General features: G+C 65.7%; 14 protein-coding genes. 8 read left to right on the top strand and 6 right to left on the bottom strand.

All coding sequences use genetic code 11. The annotated features are described in order from the left end of the window. Positions 1-24: 24 nt before the first annotated feature. From N2K95_RS09365 to N2K95_RS09355, 3 genes are all read right to left on the bottom strand, one after another. Positions 25-672, bottom strand: a complete 648-nt coding sequence (locus N2K95_RS09365; protein ID WP_260651345.1) for a maleylpyruvate isomerase family mycothiol-dependent enzyme — start codon at positions 670-672, stop codon at positions 25-27. 75 nt (positions 673-747) lie between these two features. Continuing rightward, a complete protein-coding gene (locus N2K95_RS09360) occupies positions 748-1,494 on the bottom strand; it encodes a type 1 glutamine amidotransferase (protein WP_260651343.1) in 747 nt (248 codons plus the stop codon). Next, the gene (locus N2K95_RS09355) at positions 1,491-2,762 is read right to left on the bottom strand and encodes a Mur ligase family protein (protein ID WP_260651342.1); all 1,272 of its coding nucleotides are present in this window, start codon (positions 2,760-2,762) and stop codon (positions 1,491-1,493) included. The genes N2K95_RS09360 and N2K95_RS09355 overlap by 4 nt, the downstream gene beginning before the upstream one ends. Positions 2,763-3,039: 277 nt before the next feature. On the opposite strand from N2K95_RS09355, the gene N2K95_RS09350 reads away from it, so the two are divergent. The 8 genes from N2K95_RS09350 to N2K95_RS09315 all read left to right on the top strand — a co-directional run bounded on the left by N2K95_RS09350 (position 3,040) and on the right by N2K95_RS09315 (position 12,184). Further along, on the top strand, positions 3,040-3,798 hold the full coding sequence (locus tag N2K95_RS09350; RefSeq protein ID WP_227921280.1) for a YebC/PmpR family DNA-binding transcriptional regulator: 759 nt from the start codon (positions 3,040-3,042) through the stop codon (positions 3,796-3,798). Between the two features lie 9 nt (positions 3,799-3,807). Continuing rightward, positions 3,808-4,407 (top strand): crossover junction endodeoxyribonuclease RuvC, encoded by a 600-nt coding sequence (gene ruvC, locus N2K95_RS09345; RefSeq protein WP_255766349.1) that lies wholly within the window; start codon positions 3,808-3,810, stop codon positions 4,405-4,407. 73 nt (positions 4,408-4,480) lie between these two features. Then, positions 4,481-5,110 (top strand): Holliday junction branch migration protein RuvA, encoded by a 630-nt coding sequence (ruvA, locus tag N2K95_RS09340; protein ID WP_260651341.1) that lies wholly within the window; start codon positions 4,481-4,483, stop codon positions 5,108-5,110. 1 nt (position 5,111) lies between these two features. Next, positions 5,112-6,206, top strand: coding sequence for a Holliday junction branch migration DNA helicase RuvB (ruvB, locus tag N2K95_RS09335; protein ID WP_260651340.1), 1,095 nt, complete (start codon positions 5,112-5,114; stop codon positions 6,204-6,206). A 101-nt stretch (positions 6,207-6,307) separates the two neighbouring features. Beyond that, positions 6,308-6,727: a preprotein translocase subunit YajC gene (locus N2K95_RS09330; RefSeq protein WP_260651339.1), complete on the top strand. Its 420-nt coding sequence runs from the start codon at positions 6,308-6,310 to the stop codon at positions 6,725-6,727. Between the two features lie 93 nt (positions 6,728-6,820). After that, complete coding sequence (secD, locus tag N2K95_RS09325; RefSeq protein WP_260651338.1) at positions 6,821-8,548, top strand: protein translocase subunit SecD; 1,728 nt, start codon at positions 6,821-6,823, stop codon at positions 8,546-8,548. Next, positions 8,548-9,564 (top strand): protein translocase subunit SecF, encoded by a 1,017-nt coding sequence (gene secF, locus N2K95_RS09320; protein ID WP_260651337.1) that lies wholly within the window; start codon positions 8,548-8,550, stop codon positions 9,562-9,564. Before secD ends, secF begins: the two co-directional genes overlap by 1 nt. Positions 9,565-9,739: 175 nt before the next feature. Beyond that, on the top strand, positions 9,740-12,184 hold the full coding sequence (locus tag N2K95_RS09315; RefSeq protein ID WP_308206309.1) for a RelA/SpoT family protein: 2,445 nt from the start codon (positions 9,740-9,742) through the stop codon (positions 12,182-12,184). Between the two features lie 22 nt (positions 12,185-12,206). Here N2K95_RS09315 and N2K95_RS09310 read toward each other — a convergent pair whose 3' ends face one another. The 3 genes from N2K95_RS09310 to N2K95_RS09300 form a co-directional block, all read right to left on the bottom strand. Further along, positions 12,207-12,824, bottom strand: a complete 618-nt coding sequence (locus N2K95_RS09310; RefSeq protein WP_260651336.1) for a type IV toxin-antitoxin system AbiEi family antitoxin — start codon at positions 12,822-12,824, stop codon at positions 12,207-12,209. A 100-nt stretch (positions 12,825-12,924) separates the two neighbouring features. Continuing rightward, positions 12,925-14,355: a DUF349 domain-containing protein gene (locus N2K95_RS09305; protein ID WP_260651335.1), complete on the bottom strand. Its 1,431-nt coding sequence runs from the start codon at positions 14,353-14,355 to the stop codon at positions 12,925-12,927. A gap of 53 nt (positions 14,356-14,408) precedes the next feature. Then, complete coding sequence (locus N2K95_RS09300; RefSeq protein ID WP_260651334.1) at positions 14,409-15,167, bottom strand: peptidylprolyl isomerase; 759 nt, start codon at positions 15,165-15,167, stop codon at positions 14,409-14,411. Positions 15,168-15,370: the final 203 nt, after the last annotated feature.

The following is a 15,370-nucleotide window of genomic DNA, read 5'->3' as shown; positions in this document are numbered from 1 at the left end:
AGCCGAGATGCGCGAGGAGGCTCCTCAGTGAGACGCCTGCTCAAGCTTGCCGACGAATGAGGCTGCGCCTTCACCCGAGAAATCCTCCGCATGGACGGGGCGGCCGGAGACGGCCATGAGGAGTGCCAATAAGGTTCCTTCGACTTCGGGACCGGATCCGTGGTGAAACTGTGAATCGGGAGCCTGCAGACGGAATCCAAGCGCGCGTTCCTTACCGCCGCCCAGGGAGGCCCCGGTTTTGACCTGGTATTGCAGGGCTGCCTCGACCGACTCACTCGGGTAGGTTCCTGTGAGCCCAAGGGGACGCCGGATGTCCTCACCATGCACGATTGCTTCGACGAGCCGCGTTGCCGGAGCAGCCGGCGCCGTTCTGGTTGATTCACGTATGCGACGGAACTCAGCGAGGGTGGCCTGCGGGGTCGCGGCTCGTTCCCGGGTGATCCCGTGTGCGGTGGCTGTGTCGAAATCAAACTTCGCGGCAACCATTTGGCGGAGAAAGCTGAGACGAGTTGTCTTCGCTGTATCCACGAGGTGGGCCAGGACGTCGTGAATGTCCCAGCCGGGGCAGAGCGAGGGCTGGGTCCATTGCCCCGGCGAAAGCGATTCAAGGTCGTTAATGAGGGCTTGGCGTTCGTTGTGAACGGTGGGCCATACCGGAGGTCGGGAAGACATGGGGTAATCCAACCATGCCCTGTGTCCGGCTAAACAGTGCCGGTAGGCAACGGGACGACGCCCGGCGCCCGCGATCTAGCGCGGCCGCTGCCCGGCGTGCTGGCGTGCCATTTCCGAAAGCTTCGACAGCTCCGCCAGGTCCGCTTCGGAGCGGGAAACGGGGGAGAAGCTGCCGAATTTGCGGATGGCTGCCTTCTCGATCAGGAAGTCGGCAATGGCAGGGTTCTTCGGCAGGAGGGAACCGTGCAGGTAGCTGGCCACCACGTTCTTGTAGCGGGCACCCTCGGTGCTGTCCTTGGTGTTGTTGCCCTCTCCCTTGCGGATCTCCGCCAGCGGCTTCACGCCCGGACCGAGGAACGTCTGGCCGCTGTGGTTCTCATAGCCGTGGATCTCGCCGAACTCTTCGCTGACGGAAAGCACGTTGCCGATCAGCCGCACATCACCGCCGTGGGTCTCCATGTCCAGGATGCCGATACCCGGAATGAGTGCACCCTCATGCGTCCGAAAGAACCGTCCGAACAACTGGTACAGCCCGCAGATCACCAGCATCGGCAGGCCGTCCTCGGCGAGCCCCTGCAGGGTGGGGGCCAGCTGCTGGAGATCCTGCTGGATCACCACCTGCCCGCTGTCCTGCCCGCCGCCGCCGACAATGATGTCGACATCCGTCGGGAACTCGTCCCCGGCGTTGTACTCCTCCACGACGGGCGTGTAGCCGTACCACTTCAGGCGCTGCTTGAGCACCAGCACATTGCCCCAGTCGCCGTAAATATTCATTTCCCGCGGGTACAGCTGCAGGATCTTAATCGTGCGGTCCTCGGTCATGAGACCACCTCTACCTTCGTGATCTTGGAGAGTTCCCGGCGCACGGCCAGCATGGCCGTGTACGTGCAGAAGATCCGCATGGGAACCCCGGGGGAGTCCTTGATGAAACGCTTCAGTCCGTCCGTGATGTCCGGTTCAATGGTGCGCACGGGCACGTCGTCGTACTTCAGGCGCAGGGCCATGTCGTAGGCACGCACGCCGCTGACGACGTCGACGCCGCCCTCGGCCAGGGATTCGAAGTCCACATCCCACAGCCAGGACATGTCCCGGCCGTCGGCGTAGTTGTCATTGATGGCGATCATCGTGGAATAGCCGTGGGCGGCAAAGGACTTCAGGCCGAGGCGGAAGCCGCTGGGATTCTTCACCAGCACCAGCTCCAGCGGCTGCCCGTTGACGGTCAGCGACTCGCCGCGGCCGAAGGCCGGCTCCACGTTGGCCAGCGCCTCGAACAGTGCGTCCGAATCCAGGTCCCCGCCCTTGATGGTGCGGGCGAAGGCCAGGGCCGCAGCGGCATTGAAGATGTTGTAGACGCCGCGCAGCTTCAGCCCGGAGGTGCGGACCTGTCCGTCGATGAGGAAGTCCGCCTCGGTCTCGCTGACGCGTTCCAGGACGACGTCGGCTTCCTGGGTGGCGGCGAGGGCCTCGGCGAGGCTGCCGCGCATCTCGTCGTCGTTGGGGAAGGTGCTGCGCAGCGACGCGTCGAGCCCGAAGTACACGGCGCGCTGGCCGGTCAGGGACTCGGCAATGCCCGCGACGCGGGGATCTTCACGGTTCAGGACCACGGTCTCCGTGGTGGCACGGGCAATCTGCTCCAGCAGCCGGGTCGTCTTGTCGATCTCGCCGAACCGGTCCAGCTGGTCGCGGAGGACATTGAGCAGCAGGCTGTAGCGCGGCTGGATCAGCTTCACGAAGTGCACGGCATGGGCCTCGTCCAGTTCCAGGACGGCGATGTCCGCATCCAGGCGTCCGCGCAGGCTGACTTCGCCCAGCAGCGCCGCGGCGACACCGCGGGTGAAGTTGCTGCCGGTCCGGTTCGTGAAAACCTTCAGCCCCTGGCTCTCGAGCAGCTCCACCACCATTTTGGTTGTGGTGGTCTTGCCGTTGGTGCCGGAAACGACGGCGACGCCGAGCGGCAGGTCTGCGAGGGTGCGGCGAATGAAATCGGGATCGATCTTCTCCACCACCAGGCCCGGCAGGGCGGAGCCGCCGCCGCGCAGTTTGGAGGCACTGCGGACCAGTTTTCCGACCAGGATGGAGAAAGAACTCATGGTTACTGAATATAGCGCACCCCCTTGATCCGGCGGCGATTCCCGGGCGTGAGGCTGCACGCATCGGGGCTGGTCAACAGTGCTTTTCCACGTCGGTACCCGGCCCCGCTGCCGGTCCGGGACGCGTTGACCGCCCCGGAAACGGATTCGGTCGCTAGAATTGTGGCAGTGTGTTCGGGACGCTTAGCTGGTCTCCCTGTTCGGCCCGGTTCCCCCGGAGTCCCGACGGGCGGCAAGCAGCCGGACTTTTTTATCGATCAGAGGAGAAGCGTAGAGCATGTCGGGCCACTCTAAATGGGCAACCACCAAGCACAAGAAGGCCGTAATTGATGCCAAGCGTGCCAAGTCCTTCGCCAAGCTGATCAAGAACATTGAAGTTGCAGCACGCGCCGGCGGAGCCGACATGGCAGGCAACCCGGCCCTTGAACTGGCCGTGTCCAAAGCCAAGAAGACGTCGGTGCCGATCGACAACATCAACCGCGCGGTCAAGCGCGGCGCCGGCCTGCTCGGTGAAGCCGTCGATTACCAGACCATCATGTATGAGGGCTACGGACCCCAGGGTTCGGCTCTCCTGATTGAGTGCCTCACGGACAACAAGAACCGTGCCGCCTCCGAGGTTCGCCTGGCGGTCACCCGCAACGGCGGCAACATGGGTGATCCCGGTTCGGTGGCGTACATGTTCACCCGCAAGGGCGTAGTGAACCTGCCGAAGAACGGCCTCACCGAAGACGACCTGCTGATGGCCGTCCTCGATGCCGGTGCGGACGAGGTGAAGGAATCCGGAGAGAACTTCGAGATCATCTCCGAGCCGCAGGACCTGCGTGCCGTCGTCGGCGCCCTGGAAGAAGCCAGCATCGAGTACGAGACCGATGAGGCCGAATTCGTTCCGTCCATGCACGTGGAACTGGATGCGGACGCAGCCCGCAAGTTCCTCAAGCTCGTGGACGCGCTCGAAGACCTCGACGACGTGCAGAACGTCTACTCCAACGCTGATATCCCGGCCGCCGTTATGGCCGAGCTTGAAGAAGACGACTAAGACGTACCTGTGTCTCTACGCGTCCTGGGGGTGGACCCCGGCCTGACCCGCTGCGGCCTTGGAGTAGTTGAGGTCGAGGGAAACCGCCGGGCCACCCTTGTGGCCGTTGGAGTTGTCGGCACGGTGGCCGGAACCGCGCTTGATGCGCGGCTGCTGGTCATTTCCGAAGCCATCGACCTGTGGCTGGACACGCACCGGCCCGATGTCCTGGCCGTGGAGCGGGTGTTCAGCCAGCTCAATGTCAGCACGGTGATGGGCACCGCCCAGGCCTCCGGCGTCGTCATTGCCGCAGCCGCCCGGCGCGGTATCCCGGTCGCCCTGCACACGCCCACCGAGGTCAAGGCGGCGGTGACGGGCTCCGGTTCGGCGAACAAGGATGCCGTGGGCAAGATGGTGACCAAGATCCTGCGGCTGGACGAAATGCCCAAACCTGCCGACGCTGCCGACGCGCTGGCCCTGGCGATCACCCACGCCTGGCGCCGCGGCGTCGCAGGTCCCGGACCCACCGCCGGCTCCGCCTCGCGGGGCACGGCACCGGCTACCGGACTGACTCCGGCCCAGCGGCTGTGGGCCGAAGCGGAAGCGCGGGCAAAACGCGGAAGCTACTGAACAGCAGGGGAATGCGGGCGCCAGCAAGTAGGGTATTCGTAGATATGTTCTATACAGCCTCTGGAGTTCCTTCATGATCAGTTCCCTCCGCGGGGTCGTTTCGCACGTGGGCCTTTCCTCCGCCGTCATCGATGTCCAAGGACTCGGGATGCTCGTCCAGGCCACTCCCCAGACACTGGCTTCGCTGCGTACGGGAAGTGAAGCGTTCGTCCACACCGCGATGATCGTCCGTGAGGACTCCATGACCCTGTACGGGTTCAGTGATGCAGATCAGCGGGAAGTATTCGAAATCCTGCTCGGCGTCAGCGGCGTGGGTCCGCGGATCGCCCTCGCCGTCCTGGCCGTCCACACTCCTGAAGCCATCCGCGTGGCCGCATCCACCGGTGATGACAAGGCCTTCAGCAAGGTCTCCGGCATCGGGCCCAAGGGTGCCCGCCGCATTGTCCTCGAACTGGCGGACAAGCTCGTGCCGCACGGCACTGCGGAAAACAACCCGGCTTCCCCGCGCTGGCAGGAACAGGTGCTGGCTGCCATGACCGGTCTCGGCTGGTCCGAAAAGGACGCCACCGCTGCAGTTGACGACACCGCTGCCGAGCATCCCGACGTCGCTGCCGCCGGCAATGTCGGGGAAATCCTGAAACTGACGCTGCGCCGCCTCGGGAACGACGGCGCGCGGGCCGCATCGCGCCGAAAGGCCGGCTAAGGTGACCGCCGCCGACTCCCTCGTCGCCCCCGGCCCCGACCCGGACGACAAAGCCATCGAGGCCGCCCTGCGCCCCAAGAACCTGGACGACTTCGTGGGGCAGAAGCGTGTCCGCGAACAGCTGTCGCTGGTGCTCGAAGCGTCCCGGCTGCGCGGCCGCAGCGCCGACCACGTGCTGCTGTCCGGTCCACCCGGCCTGGGCAAGACCACCCTGTCCATGATCATTGCCGCGGAAATGAATGCGCCGCTGCGGATCAGCTCCGGGCCCGCCATCCAGCACGCCGGCGACCTCGCAGCCATCCTGTCCTCCCTCACCGAGGGCGAAGTGCTGTTCCTGGACGAAATCCACCGCATGTCCCGTCCGGCCGAGGAAATGCTCTACATGGCCATGGAGGATTTCCGCGTCGACATCATCGTCGGCAAGGGTGCCGGCGCCACCGCCATCCCGCTGGACCTGCCGCCGTTCACCCTGGTGGGTGCCACCACCCGCGCCGGGCTGCTGCCCGGGCCGCTGCGGGACCGTTTCGGCTTCACCGGCCATCTGGAGTTCTACTCCACGCAGGAACTGGAACTGGTGCTGCGCCGCTCGGCCATGCTGATGGATATGAAGGTCAACTCCGCAGGCTTCGCCGAGGTGGCCGGACGCTCCCGCGGCACGCCGCGAATCGCCAACCGGCTGCTGCGCCGCGTCCGCGACTGGGCCCTGGTGCACGGAATCGAGCAGATCGACGCCCGTTCGGCAGGTGCGGCCCTGGACATGTATGAAGTGGACGTGCTCGGCCTGGACCGGCTGGACCGTGCCGTGCTCACCGCACTGATCACCAAGTTCAACGGGGGACCGGTGGGCCTTTCCACGCTGGCGATCGCCGTCGGCGAGGAGCCGGAGACCGTGGAGACGGTGGCCGAACCGTACCTCGTCCGCGAAGGCCTGCTCGGCCGGACGCCGAGGGGCCGCATCGCGACCCGGGCCGCCTGGGAGCATCTGGGCCTGCAGATGCCCGAGAACGTGGCGGCCGCGATGCCGCAGAACATGTTCTCCGGGCCCGGTACCAACACCTCGTCCGCCGCAGCCGACGAGAGCCTGCGGGAAACTTAACCGTCCGCTTCCACGTTTTCCGTTTAGACTTGCCCTTGGGCATGGTCCCGGCAGCATGCCGGGACGCCCGGCACTTCCTCAACAGAAACGGAATTCTCCACGTGAATATCGCTGATCTCTTTCTCCCTCTGCTGCTGGCGGTCTTCGTCATCATGATGTTCCGCAAGCAGAAGAAGTCGCAGCAGACGGTTGTTCAGCAGCGGGCGCAGATGCTTCCGGGTACCGAGGTCATGACCCAGTTCGGGCTTTTCGGACGGATCGTTTCCGTGGACCAGGACGAAAACAAGGCCGTTCTGGAGCTTTCCCCCGGCAACACCGCCACGGTGCACCTCCAGGCACTGACCAAGGTCGTCACCATTCCCGCTGAAGAAACACCGGCCGATGACGCCGCCGCGGTCCCCGATGATGCCTCTTCCCTCACGCTCGGCAAGGACACGTCCGAGCGCCAGGACGCCGTGCAGGACGAGACGCCGGAAGAAACACTTAAGCGCCTGAACCGCGACGACAAAAAAGAGAACTAGACTCTCCACGAGCCAAGCGGGGCATTGGTGCCCCGCTTGCCGCCCGGAGACCATGATGGTCCCGGTGATCTTCGCCCTTAAGGAAAATTCCCTATGCCCCGTACCGGCCCCGGCTCGGCCGCGAAAAAGACGCTCCTTTGGCTGGGCGTCATTCTTGCTGCCCTGGCCCTTCTGCTTGGCGGTGGTTCCATGTGGAGCAACGCCAGCTGGACCCCGAAACTTGCCCTCGACCTCGAGGGCGGCACCCAGATGATCCTGGCTCCCGAAGTGCAGGGAGGTGGCTCTGACATCACCACCGAACAGCTGGACCAGGCAGTGGAGATCATCCGCCAGCGCGTGGACGGCAGCGGTGTCTCCGAAGCGGAGATCAGCACCCAGTCCAACCGGAACGTCGTGGTGTCACTGCCCGGCGTTCCCGATGCCGAGACACGCGAACTGATCCAGGCTTCAGCCAACATGGAGTTCCGTCCGGTCCTGAGCGGCGGCGGGGGACAGGGTGCAGCAGTCACGGACCCGACTCCGGCAGAACAGCTGCCCACCCCGTCGGCCGAGCCCACGGATGCTTCGGACACCAACTGGATTTCACCCGAGCTGCAGACACAGTTCGAAACCACCGACTGCCTGAACCCGGACACCATTGCCAACGCGGAGCAGGCTCCGGCAGACCAGCCGATGGTTGCCTGCGAACCGGGCACTGCGGGTAAGTACATCCTCGGCCCGGTGGAAGTTCCCGGCGTGGACATCTCCACGGCCAGCTTCGGCATGGCCCAGGGCAACAACGGCGTCTCCACCAACCAGTGGGCCGTGAACATTGAGTTCAACGGCGAAGGCACGGACAAGTTCCGCTCCGTCACCGACCGTCTGTTCGCCTTCCCTGAGGGGGACCCCCGGAACCAGTTCGCCATTGTCCTGGACGGCCAGATCATTTCGGCGCCGACCGTCAACGCGGTCATTACCGACGGCAAGCCCCAGATCACGGGCAACTTCACCCAGGAGAGCGCCGAGGCGCTGTCCGAGCAGCTCAAGTACGGCGCCCTGCCGATCAGCTTCGAAATCCAGAGCGAACAGCAGGTCTCGGCAACGCTCGGTGCGGACCAGCTTCGGATGGGCATCATCGCCGGCCTGATCGGCCTTGCGCTGGTGGCCGTGTACTCGCTGTTCCAGTATCGGGCGCTGGGCTTCGTCACCATTGCCTCGCTGGTCGTCGCCGGTCTCCTGTCCTACCTGGCCATCGCCATCCTGGGCTGGAGCCACAACTACCGCCTCTCGCTGGCGGGCGTGGCGGGCCTGATCGTCGCCATCGGCCAGACCGCCGACTCGTTCATCGTCTACTTCGAACGCATCCGTGACGAGCTCCGCGACGGCCGCGGCCTGGTGTCCGCCGTGGACAACGGCTGGAAACGGGCCAAGCGCACCGTCCTGGCCTCCAAGGCCGTGAACATCCTCGCCGCCGTCGTCCTGTACTTCGTGGCGGTCGGCAACGTGCGCGGCTTCGCGTTCACCCTGGGCCTCACCGCCATTGCCGACCTCATTGTGGTCTTTATGTTCACGCACCCGACCATGGTGCTGCTGGCCCGCACCAGGTTCTTCGGCGACGGCCACCGCTTCTCCGGTCTCGACCCGAGCCGCCTCGGCGCAATACCGCTGTACCGCGGCGCCGGCCGGGTACGCACCCCCGCAGACGCTTCGGCGGCCCGCGGCAAAAACAAGGCTGCGGCTAAGGAAGCCGAACGACGGATGACCATCGCCGAACGGCGGCTTGCCGAAAAGCAGGATTCAATGGCCGGATCCGGCCGCAGCTCCGAAAAGGACGGCGAGTAATGAGTAAGCTTCCCAGTTTCGCCGCATTCGGCAATGGCCTGTACACCGGAAAGCGGTCCTACAACTTCGTTGGCAAGGCTCGGCTCTGGTTCTTCATCGCAGCAGCCGCGGTGGTGCTGTCGATCCTCATCCCGGTGGCCAAGGGCGGCTTCAACCTTGGTATCGAGTTCCGCGGCGGTTCCGAGTTCACTGTCTCCAACGTCAGCAACACCGACGTCAGCCGAGGCGAGGAGGCAGTAGCCGAGGTTGCGGGCACTGCCGACCCCAAGGTCACCAACATTGCTCCGGGCACCATGCGGATCCAGACGGAGAAGCTGAGCGATGACCAGACCATTGAGGTCAAGGAGTCACTGGCGGACACCTACGGCGTCAGCCAGGAGGAAGTCACCTCCACGTTCATCGGCCCCACCTGGGGCAGCGACGTCAGCCGGCAGGCGCTGGTGGGACTCGTCGTCTTCGTGGCCCTTGCCGCGGTGCTGATGGCCCTGTACTTCCGCACCTGGAAGATGTCCGTGGCCGCCGTCGTCGGGCTGCTGGTGGTTATGGTGGTCACCGCAGGCGTCTACGCCCTGAGCGGTTTCGAAGTGACGCCGTCGGCCATCATCGGATTCCTCACCGTACTCAGCTACTCGCTCTACGACACAGTGGTGGTCTTCGACAAGGTCCGGGAAAACACGAAGGACCTGGACAAGCGGACGAAGCGGACCTTTGCGGAAGAGGTCAATCTCGCCGTGAACCAGACCCTGGTCCGGTCCATCAACACGTCCGTGGTGGCCGTCCTTCCGGTGGCCTCCATCCTGTTCATCGGTGCGCTGCTGCTGGGCGCCGGTACCCTGAAGGATCTGTCGCTGGCCCTGTTCGTGGGCATCATCCTGGGCACCGTGGCAACCATCTACATCGCGGCGCCGCTGTACGCGGTGCTGCGCCGGAACGAACCGGACATCCGCAGGCAGGCCAAGCGTGTGGCCGAGCGCCGCGCAGCCGAGGCAAAGACCCCGGCGGCTGTTCACGCCTAGAACCAAACCCAGGTCTGCCTCGCCGGTTCCGTCCTCCTTCCTTCAAGGAGTACGGAACCGGCGGTTTAAGTGCAGAGCGGGCAGGCTTAGACTGGTTGACAGGAGCCGCGCCGCAGCGGCCGCCAAGGAAGCGTTTTGAACACCTGCTTGAAGAAGCACGGAAGAAAGGTCGTCAGTGGCCAATAGCGCAACGCCTGCCGATGAGGCAGGAAACAGCGGTACCACGGGGATTGACCCGGGCAGCGAGAGCACCGCAGCGAGTGAAGCTGCGGCGCTGGACGCTGCCGGCAACCGCAGCGCTGACGCCCTGCTCCCGGTACCCGGCCAGGCCAGGACCCCCGCAGGGGCGAAGGTCGGCAGCGGATCAGGGCGGGCCCCGTCGACTGGGCGCCGCACTTCCACGCGCGCCCGGCTCGCCCGGCTGGCCGGCCGCGGCAATCCCGGCTACTCGCCCATGCTGGAACCGCTGCTGCGCACCGTGCGGGTGAACAACCCCAAGGAAGACCTGGACCTGATCCAGCGCGCCTACGTGGTGGCCGAGCGCAGCCACGAGGGCCAGAAGCGCAAGAGCGGGGACCCGTACATCACCCACCCGGTGGCTGTGGCGACCATCCTGGCGGAACTCGGCATGTCCGGCACCACCCTGGCGGCGGCCCTGCTGCATGACACGGTGGAGGACACCAGCTACACCCTGGACGAGCTGCGCTCCGATTTCGGTCCCGAAGTGGCGATGCTCGTGGACGGCGTCACCAAGCTGGACAAGGTCACCTTCGGCGACGCCGCGCAGTCCGAAACCGTGCGCAAAATGGTTGTTGCCATGGCCAAGGACATCCGCGTCCTGGTCATCAAACTTGCGGACCGGCTGCACAACGCCCGCACCTGGCGGTTCGTGTCACCGGAATCGTCCGCCAAGAAGGCGCGCGAAACCCTGGAAATCTTCGCCCCGCTGGCCCACCGGCTGGGCATGAACACCATCAAGTGGGAGCTGGAGGACCTGTCCTTCGCCGCACTGCATCCCAAGGTGTATGACGAGATTGTCCGGATGGTCGGCGACCGGACGCCGGAACGGGAAAAGTACCTGGGCACGGTGCGGTCCCAGATCGCCGATGACCTGCACGCGGTCAAGATCAAGGCCACCATCACCGGCCGGCCCAAGCACTATTACTCGATCTACCAGAAGATGATCGTGCGGGGCAAAGACTTCGACGACATCCATGACCTGATGGGCGTACGCGTCCTGGTGGACTCCGTCCGCGACTGCTACGCCACCCTCGGTGCCCTGCATTCGCGCTGGAACCCCCTTCCCGGGCGGTTCAAGGATTACATCGCGATGCCGAAGTTCAACATGTACCAATCACTGCACACCACGGTGATCGGTCCCGGCGGCAAGCCGGTGGAGATCCAGATCCGCACCCATGACATGCACCGCCGGGCCGAATACGGCGTGGCGGCGCACTGGAAGTACAAGGACGGAAACAAGGGCCCCGAAGCCCCCGATGACATGGGCTGGCTGCGGAGCCTGGTGGACTGGCAGCAGGAAACCTCGGACCCGGACGAATTCCTGGACTCACTGCGGTTCGAAATCAACGCCCGCGAGGTCTTTGTCTTCACCCCCAAGGGCGAAGTGATGGCCCTTCCGGCCGGTTCGACGCCGGTGGACTTCGCGTACGCGGTCCACACCGAGGTGGGCCACCGGACCATCGGTGCACGCGTCAACGGGAAACTGGTGCCGCTCAACAGCGAGCTCCAGCATGGCGACTGGGTGGAGATCTTCACCTCCAAGGCCGAAGGCGCCGGCCCCAGCCAGGACTGGCAGGGCTTCGTCAAGAGCCCGCGTGCCCGGAACAAGATCCGGCAGTGGTTCACCAAGGAACGCCGCGAAGAGGCCATCGAAAAGGGCAAGGACCTGCTGACCCGGGGGATGCGCAAGCAGAACCTGCCGCTGCAGCGTCTGATGACGCACGATGCGCTGGTGGCGGTGGCCGAGGAACTGCACCACCAGGACATTTCGGGGCTCTACGCCGCCGTCGGTGACGGCCATACCTCGGCCCAGAACGTCATTGAGCACCTGGTGAACCTGATGGGCGGCCATCAGGGCGCCGAAGAGGACCTCGCCGAAGCACCGGTCTCCACGGCCGCCCGCCGCCCCAAGTTCACCGATTCGGGCGTTACCGTGCGCGGTACGGGAGACGTGTGGGTCAAGCTGGCCCGCTGCTGCACGCCGGTCCCGCCGGACCCGATCATCGGGTTCGTTACGCGCGGTTCAGGCGTTTCGGTCCACCGCAGCGACTGCCGCAACGTGCAGGAACTGCGGGCCACACCGGACCGCATTGTCCCGGTGGAGTGGGCGCCGACCCAGTCCAGCGTGTTCCTGGTCGAAATCCAGGTGGAGGCACTGGACCGCAAGAGCCTGCTCTCGGACGTGACCCGGGTGCTCTCGGAGAACCACGTGAACATCCTCTCCGCCAGCGTCAACACCTCCAGTGACCGCGTGGCCATGTCGAAGTTCGTCTTCGAAATGGGGGATCCGAAGTACCTGAGCCACATCCTCAGCGCAGTGCGCAAGATCGACGGCGTGTTCGACGTCTACCGGACCACCGGGTCGCAGCGGCGGGTCTAACCGGCCAGGGTCGGCTATTCGGCTATTCAGCAGGGGCGGCGGCGGCCGTGACACGTTCCAGCGCCGCCGCCTTGCCGGGCACCCGGCTGCCGGCCTCCAGTGCACGCCGCACGAGGTCCAGCCGGCAGCCCAGCACCGGATGTGCCGCGAGGCGACGCAGGGCGGCAACGGCGTCCGCAGTGCCCGCATAGAGGGCGACGTCGACGGCGGTCCGCAGCGGCGAGGTGACGGACACCGTGCCTACGTCCACGCGGTCCGCAGGGCCCAGCAGGACCTCATGGAGGACCGCGGTGCTGAAGGGCTGCATGGCGCCGGTGCGGCTGCGCCGGTCCGCCAGGACATCGAGCCTGGGCGGCCGCGGAGCGCAGCCGTAGATCCAGGCGGCGGTCAGCCGTCCCATGGTGAGGCGCCGGCGCAGCGGTGGCGGCAGTTCCGCGGACGCCGCAAGGGCACGGACCACCGGATCCGGCCGGACATCCCAGCGCACAAAGGTCCCGGCGTACACATGGCGCAGCAGCCCGTCCATCGCCATGGCCTGGAGTTCCTCGTGGCGGAAGACCTCCCCGGCAGTGAACAGCGCTCCGCCCGTGGACGTGACCTGGGGAAGGGCCCCGGGATAGGGAAAAAGTTGAGCGGGCATACAGATCAGCTTGTGCAGTCTGCGGCCAAAACGAAAGCCCCGGCCCGCCGCTGTGGATAACGGGGACCGGGGCTTTGCGCCGTGCGGAAGAGGGTAAAGCCTAGGCGAAGTCCTGCGCGGACTTCTGCAGCATGGCCAGCCACTGCTGGCGGGCTTCAAGGGCTTCGCGCGCATCCGCGATCTTCTTCGCGTTGCCGGCCTTCTCGGCGTCGGCCAGATCCTGCTCGAGGGACGCGATGGTCGCCTCCAGCTGGGACAGCGCCGAGTTGGTGCGCGCCTTGGTTTCCGGGTTGCTCCGCTGCCAGTGCTCGTCTTCGGCGGCCTTGACGGCTTCCTCGACCTTGCGGATGCCGGCTTCCATGCGGCCCATGTCCGCCCGCGGCACCTTGCCGGCGTCTTCCCAGCGTTCGCGGATGGACTGCAGGGCCTTGCGGGCTGCGGTCAGGTCACGCACCGGCAGCAGCGCCTGGGCTTCCTTCAGCAGCTCTTCCTTGACCACGAGGTTGGCGGCGAATTCCTCGTCGATAACCTCGTTTGCTGCCTGCCGGGCTGCGAAGAACTGGTCCTGCGCTGCACGGAAACGCGCCCACAGGGCGTCGTCGTCCTTGCGGCTGGCGCGCTTGGACGCCTTCCACTCGTCCATGAGCTGCCGGTATTCGGCGGCGGTGTTGCCCCAGTCCGTGGACGTGGCCAGTTCCTCGGCGCGGGCGATGAGCGCCTCCTTCGCCGCCTTGGCGGACGAGTTTTCGCTGTCCAGCTGGGAGAAGTAGGCGCGGCGGTGGCGGTCGAAGACCGTGCGGGCGGAACGGAACCGCTTCCACAGGGAGTCTTCGGTGCTGCGGCCCAGGCGCGGGCCGTTCTTCTGCGCGGTCTTCCACGCATCGAACAGCTCATTCATCCGGTTGCTGCTGGTCTTCCACTGGATGGTGGCAGGGTCCTTGGCGGCGATTTCCTCCGCCTCGGCCACGATGGCCTCGCGGGCAGCGAGTTCGCGTGCCTTCACTGCTTCAGCTTCGGCGCGCTCGGCGGCCTCGGCTTCCTGCAGCGAGGCTTCGAGGGACGCAATGCGGGCGTCGAGAGCCTTGATGTCGCCCACCATCTTGCGCTCGGCCACCTGCTGGGCCAGGTGCTTCAGCGTCTTGTGGATGTCTGCGGCCGGGGCCTTGACCTGCACCCGCTGCTCGAGGAGCAGGAGCTGGCTGGCGACGTCGTCGTACTTGCGCACGAAGTAGGCCAGCGCATCCTCCTTGGAGGCATCGGGGAACTGCCCGACGGCGGTTTCTTCGCCGTCCACGATCAGGAAGACATGGCCGTCCTCCTCGACGCGTGCGAAGCGGGCTGCTTCCTCCAACGGGGTGGAGTGGGCGGCCGGGGCAGCCACCACCGGCTGGGCTGCCGCGCCGGGCCGGGCGCCTACGGCTGCGGGGGAGGGCCGCCGCGCCGCGAGTGCTGCCGGGCTCGGAGTGGCAGGCCGGGACGTCTCCGTAGTGGAAGGGCCTGCTGTTTCGTCGGATTTCTGACTGTCTGTCACCGCTAAAAGTCTTTCACTCGATGGATGGCAGTTTGCGAAGCCCGCGCCGCCGTTTACTTCAGGGTGAACGAGTTAATCGTCACCGGGTCTTTCGGACGGCCATCGGTTCCCCCGGAGTCAGTCCCCGAGGATGCAATGGCCTCAACTACGTCAAGACCTGACGTTACCTTACCCATTATCGTGTAGCCGCCGGATTCCTGCGCCAACGTCGAATCCTTGTAAACGATGAAGAACTGTGTGCCGTTGCTCATCACGTCGTCACCGCGGGCGACGGCGATGGTGCCGGCCGGGTAAATGCCGTCGGCAGGGGAGTTTTCCACGGGCCCCCACAGGAAATCCTGGTCGGCCTTTCCGTCACCGTTCGGTGATCCGCACTGCAGCACGGACGTGGATTCGGTGGCGGTCAGACGGTGGCAGTCCTTGCCGCTGAAATACCCCTCATCCGCAAGCGTCTTGAACACGGCGGCGGCCTGCGGTGCCGCGTTGCCGTCCAGCTCCACCCCGACCTCGCCCTGGCCAAGCGAGAGGGAACCGGTGAAGGTCTTCCCCTCGGCCACGGACGGATCCGGAACGGCGGGCAGGTCGGCTGCCGCGGACTCTTCCCGCAGCTGCGCCAGTTCGTCCGCGGTGGGGTCCGAACTGAACCAGCTCACCTGCAGGGCCACGGCCAGCGCGAGGATAACGACGGCGGCCGCTGCCGCGAAGAGGTTGTCCCGCTTCCGGCGCTTGGCACGGGCAGCGGCGAAGGCCCTGCGTGCTTCCATCCGAGCCACGCGGCGCCTGTCTTCACGGCTGGTGCGGTTTGCTGCCACCGTTACCTCCTGTACTGGATCTGTGCTGATTCCGGGGCTGGAGCGGGAACGGACCGGAGTCCGCACCAGCGCGTCCGGGACAAGGGCTGCGCCCGAGTTCGCTAAAATGAGTGCCGCACATAGTTTATGCACGCTTTGAAGCGTGCACTTTGGCCGGGCGGAGTGCTGCCTGCGCCGTTTCGCCCACCTAAGGAGTTTGCCGC

It is taken from the genome of Arthrobacter zhaoxinii (assembly GCF_025244925.1).
In the GTDB taxonomy this organism is placed as follows: Bacteria; Actinomycetota; Actinomycetes; order Actinomycetales; family Micrococcaceae; genus Arthrobacter_B; species Arthrobacter_B zhaoxinii.
This window is presented reverse-complemented; position numbering and strand designations above follow the sequence as displayed.

What these genes read in the sequence shown, in the direction of transcription:
- ruvA (WP_260651341.1), top strand. Translation starts at nt 4,481, where the DNA reads ATGATCAGTTCCCTCCGCGGGGTCGTTTCGCACGTGGGCCTTTCCTCC.
- secD (WP_260651338.1), top strand. Translation starts at nt 6,821, where the DNA reads ATGCCCCGTACCGGCCCCGGCTCGGCCGCGAAAAAGACGCTCCTTTGG.
- N2K95_RS09365 (WP_260651345.1), bottom strand. Translation starts at nt 672, where the DNA reads ATGTCTTCCCGACCTCCGGTATGGCCCACCGTTCACAACGAACGCCAA.
- N2K95_RS09355 (WP_260651342.1), bottom strand. Translation starts at nt 2,762, where the DNA reads ATGAGTTCTTTCTCCATCCTGGTCGGAAAACTGGTCCGCAGTGCCTCC.
- secF (WP_260651337.1), top strand. Translation starts at nt 8,548, where the DNA reads ATGAGTAAGCTTCCCAGTTTCGCCGCATTCGGCAATGGCCTGTACACC.
- N2K95_RS09310 (WP_260651336.1), bottom strand. Translation starts at nt 12,824, where the DNA reads ATGCCCGCTCAACTTTTTCCCTATCCCGGGGCCCTTCCCCAGGTCACG.
- N2K95_RS09350 (WP_227921280.1), top strand. Translation starts at nt 3,040, where the DNA reads ATGTCGGGCCACTCTAAATGGGCAACCACCAAGCACAAGAAGGCCGTA.
- N2K95_RS09360 (WP_260651343.1), bottom strand. Translation starts at nt 1,494, where the DNA reads ATGACCGAGGACCGCACGATTAAGATCCTGCAGCTGTACCCGCGGGAA.